General features: G+C 43.9%; 4 protein-coding genes. 1 reads left to right on the top strand and 3 read right to left on the bottom strand.

The features are described 5' to 3' along the window. On the top strand, window positions 1-1,510 hold a 1,510-nt coding region (locus H6S82_RS18455; protein WP_191056523.1), incomplete at its 5' end, for a mucoidy inhibitor MuiA family protein. Here H6S82_RS18455 and H6S82_RS18450 read toward each other — a convergent pair. The 3 genes from H6S82_RS18450 to H6S82_RS18440 all read right to left on the bottom strand — a co-directional run. Further along, entirely contained in the window at window positions 1,452-2,951 is a 1,500-nt protein-coding gene (locus tag H6S82_RS18450; protein ID WP_190468812.1) for a CHAT domain-containing protein, read from the bottom strand. The genes H6S82_RS18455 and H6S82_RS18450 overlap by 59 nt on opposite strands. A 54-nt stretch (window positions 2,952-3,005) precedes the next feature. Continuing rightward, window positions 3,006-4,028 carry a hypothetical protein gene (locus H6S82_RS18445; RefSeq protein ID WP_190468814.1) on the bottom strand — a complete coding sequence of 341 codons (1,023 nt, stop codon included), beginning with the start codon at window positions 4,026-4,028 and terminating at the stop codon, window positions 3,006-3,008. A 240-nt stretch (window positions 4,029-4,268) separates the two neighbouring features. Further along, window positions 4,269-4,796: pentapeptide repeat-containing protein (locus H6S82_RS18440; RefSeq protein WP_191056522.1), on the bottom strand; the 528-nt coding region annotated here is incomplete at its 5' end.

Here is a 4,796-nt window from a genome sequence, read left to right as displayed (position 1 = left end):
ACCAATTTCAGAGCGGGTAGCCCACCTAAACCAGCAAATCGAACAATTGGAAGAAGAAAAACGCCGCATTCGAGATGAATTGAAGTCGCTTGAATTGCAACGTAATTTTGTGCAAAATTTGGGCGAAAAATCGGTAGAAAAATTTTCTAGAGGACTCGCTCAGCAACAAGTTTGTCTGAATGAAACGAGAGATTTACTGAGCTTTTTAGGTCAGCAAAATAGCGAATTGTCGAATGCGATCGCGCAGCTAGAGAAGCAAAATCAACAATTAGAAAAAGAAACACTAGCGCTGGGCAGGCAGTTGTGGGAAATAGAAAAATTTCGTAGCCTAGAAAGTTTTAGTATTATCGTTGCGATCGAGCCATCTGGCGCTGGTAATTTCGAGTTAGAAGTTTCCTACATCGTTACTGGTGCCAGTTGGACTCCTCTGTACGATTTGCGCGTCAATACAACAGCAAATACTTTGAATCTCAGCTATTTAGCTGAAGTTCAACAAAAGACTGGCGAAGATTGGTTGGGTGTTTCCCTCACTCTTTCTACTGCTAAACCTGGTTTGGGAACACTCCCGCCAAAGCTCGATCCTTGGTATATTGATGTGCAAAATCCATCTTATAACGCGCCTCAGTTTCTAAAAAAAGGAGCGCGGGGACGAGGTAAGGGGAAGGTTGCAAATCAGTTAAGTGCTGATGAAATTAATACTTTTGGGGACGACGACTACGACCTGGCACTTTTAAACGAAAATCAAACACGCGCTGAAGAATCAGAATCGGCACCTTCAGTACAAGCTGAAACTGTTACCGCAGTTGCTTCTACCTCTGGCGGTGTTGTCACATTTGAAATAGGCGGTAACAGCGACATTCTCAGCGATGGAACACCACACAAAATTACTATTTTTAATGATAACTATCCTTGTCGAAAAGAGTACATCGCCATACCTCGATTGGTTAGTTTCGCCTACTTGCAAACAAATGTTACCAATCCGCCAAACGGTGCTACCCTCTTACCCGGAAAAGCGAATATTTTCCGCGATGAAACTTTTGTCGGTACAAGCCAAATAGAAAACGTTTCACCTGGGGAAGAGTTCAAGATAAATTTAGGAATTGACGAAGGATTGAAGATCGATCGCGACTTAGTAGAACGAAAAGTAGATAAAAAGATAATATTCGATCGGCGTCGCACAACTTACGCTTATCGCCTAAACATTGCCAACTTACAAGAGCGAGAAACCACCTTGAAGCTAACAGAGCAATTGCCAGTGAGTCGGAACGAACAAGTAAAAGTACATCTAACTCAAAGTAATCCTAAAATTCAACCAGGTGAGATGGGATTGTTACAATGGTCGCTAACTTTACCCCCACAGTCAAAACAGGAAATATACTATCAATTTACAGTAGAACATCCCCCTTCCTTGAGCATAAGCGGATTGGACATTTGGGCGTCGCTATCTCTAATCAATTCCAATTACCAATCATCGTATAACCAGACCAGAAGTAGGGATGAGATAAAATAATTGTTTCACCTCCGCTAGCTATTTCTGGAGGGAGAGGAATGCGACGACCATCAGATAATAATAACTCTCCCCTTTGCAATCGGACTTGTCTTTTCAACATACCTAATTGAGCTTCTCTCAAAGCTTCTACTTTTATTGGTGCCGTTCGCAACTTGTGATAAAATTCTGTCATCAGCGCTAGAGAACCTACATCGCTAGCATACCAGAGACTGCCAACAGCAGTTTTTACACCCGCCTGAACTGCCAAACCTGCAAATCCCAATTCTGCTTGTTCGTCTCCCAGCGCAGTTCTACAAGCACTTAAAACCAGCATTTCTACTTTTGGAGATTTATGCCACTCCAATTGGCGCGAAATTTCTTTGAGTCGATCTAACTTGAGTTTAGAATTCCAAAATTGAATGTAAGATTCGCTGACTTTTCCTGGTTGAAATTCGGCATGAGTAGCTATGTGGATAATCCCAAAACGTTGCTGGCGACTGAGAGATTCCAATTTTTCCAATGTTGATTCTTCGTTTAAAAAACCTTGACCTTCCTGCCAAAGAATGTTAGTCAAAGTCGGCACTTCTACTGCTACTGCCGGTAAAGGAGATTGTGACTGGGTACTTTTAGATATTCCCATTGCCAAGATCCGCGAATTGGCAATGGGAATATGACGAGTATCGGTAAGGCTAAAGCTTGGGATTAAAGCCAAATTATATTGCTCGATCAGAAAATTTTGGCCGTTGAAAAAAGCGGCTATTGGCAGCGATCGCAAACCTGCATCCATTGAAAATATTAAGCTGTCTATTTTGTTAGCTGCAAGTTCTGGTTGCACGGGAGCAACTATCCATTCATATAGTTTTTGTCCAAAAGTTCGGTAATCGTTGTTGAGATTGGGATTGGTTACTTCTGCACGAAATTGTTTGGCAACTGTTTGGAGAGTTTTTCGATTGGCGGCAGTGACAATCTTGCGAACGAATAAAGTAGAATTATCATTTTGTTTAGATGTTGCCTCAGTACAACGTCTGGGATTGGGCAAAACAAGTAATAATTCCAGTTGTTTTTCTAGAGATATTACGTAAAGTACTGCCGCTTTTTTCCCAGTCGTTTCAGCCAAGTTACAGAGAATTTGAGATATTTCTTCAGGCGAAACAGTTTGACCGAAAAAATTAGTGCCGAAGTATTGGCCAAATTCTACTGCTTGGAGTTCTTCAAACATCTGCACTGACCGACCGAAATCTGCTTGCTGTAAATTTCGATCGAACCCACTACGATCGACTCTTATTCCGCCTATATTTTGCGGCGGTTCGCTACCTCTTTCAACAGGTTGGGGATTAATTTCTCCTGGGTTGGGAACAGTCACATCCGACTGCGTTCCCGATTGGTTAAGTCCTGGTTTGGCTAAAACAAAAAGACAACCAATAACCAGCACAACATAGAGCGAATATTTAATCAATTTCATCTTTTATGCTAATCGGTAATTGAATCATTGCCTATGCAGCATTAGGCTTGGTATTTAAAATGATATTAAATAACCTACTCCCAAGATAAATCGGCTCCCATCACCAGCACTGCCAGTAATATCGGTTACCCCAGGCGTAACCACCAAAGGAATATTGCGGAACGGTAAAACAGATAATCCGATCGTCAAATCTTGACCTGACCATTCTGCTATTAAATTTACAGGTTCGGCTACTCGCACGGCAACACTGCTAAAAAAACCAACTGAATTGGCATCTTTATTAATGTTAGATTCGGAACGGAATTGGCCGCTACCAACGCCAGCAGAAACATACAGTTGACTGAAAGGCCGATCGACTCGATCGCGCAGGCGAAATCTTTTTGTCACCACACCGTAAACGCTTGTACCGCTATCCGTAAGACCCCAGTCGATCGCATTTAGAACTCCCACAGCAACGGCAAAATCATCAGGTAACTGGCGATGAAGCTTGAAGCTGATACTACCATCTTCTGCCGTATCCAAGTCAGCGATCGACACACCAATATCCACACCCACCGCCTTTCTACCATCCCCCAGTCCAAAACCAACTCCCAAAACCCCATCAGCTTCATTGGTGAAACGAGTTCTTGGTTGTAAACCCAAACCAACGCTGATACTTCCCCATGATTTACCATAAGCTGTCGGTGTAATGACAGAAATGTTGGGAGCAATACCGTATCTACTAGGCGCAAGCAGCGTTGACGATGGCACCAGTGGCAAGTTTTGCGGTACAAACGGCTTTTCTTGAGATGCAGAAGGTTCAGTTTGTAAACTGGGAGTACCCGTTTGCGGAGAACTTGCCTGCACATCCGGTATCTCAGGGGTTTGGGCAAAAATATTATCTGCAAACCAGTCCAACGACGCGCAGGAGTTTTGTTGGGAAAGGCTACAAAAAACTAAAGCTACATCCCTTTCTGGGGCGAGTGTCTGTTGTGCGAGGCTAGTTTTCGGAGCTGCTGCTGTGGCGATCGCAAGCGCAGAAACGATAAACTTCAAGACAAAATGAGTAGGTCTGGGAGGATCGCAAGTTAATCTCATTGAAGCAGTGTTTTGGTAGATGAGCCGATTTGGCCAGAGTTAACCAATTTTAGAATTTCGATTTTAGATTTTAAATTGACTAGGGCTACAAAAGGACTCAACACATCAAAAAACGCTCCAAATCCTTAAATCTGGAGCGCAGCGAGCCTGTCGATCGCCAATCGATCGACAATTACAGCTGGAACACCTATTGAGTAATCCCAGAAACCGTAGGATAGGCGATATCTTCCGCCCTAACCTCTATCTCGTCACTTGACTCAAATTTACCTCACCCAGATTAACGTCAAACCGATTCGTACCATCCAAAGTTGTGCGAGTCCAATCTGCCTCTGCGATTTGTGCCCCACTCAGGCACGCCCCTCTCAAGTCCGCTCTCGTCAGATCTACCCCTCTCAAGTCAGCTTCCCTTAGATCGGCCTGATTTAAACAAGCTCCCGTCAAGTCTGCGCCTCGCAAATCTGTCCTGCTGAGATTTGCCCCACTCAAATCTGCTCTGGTCAGATCTACCTTTCTTAAATCGGCTTCGCTCAAATTTGCCTGATTCAAAGAAGCTTGAGTCAAGTTTGCACCTCGCAAGTCCGCTCCTTGCAGCTTTGCTCCTTCCATCTGTGCCTTTCTCAAGTCTGCTCCAGTCAGGTCTATTTGCCTCATGTCTGACCCGGATAGATTCGATCGACGCAGATTTGCACCGCTCAAATCCGCACCGTTCAAGTCTATCCCGCTCAAGTTCACCTGCGCGAGCGACGCATCTGGAGCAATTAAAACAGC

Source organism: Planktothrix sp. FACHB-1355 (assembly GCF_014748295.1).
GTDB lineage: Bacteria > Cyanobacteriota > Cyanobacteriia > Cyanobacteriales > Aerosakkonemataceae > Aerosakkonema > Aerosakkonema funiforme_A.
The sequence above is the reverse complement of the archived record's forward strand: the minus strand, read 5'-3'. Positions and strand labels throughout refer to the sequence as shown.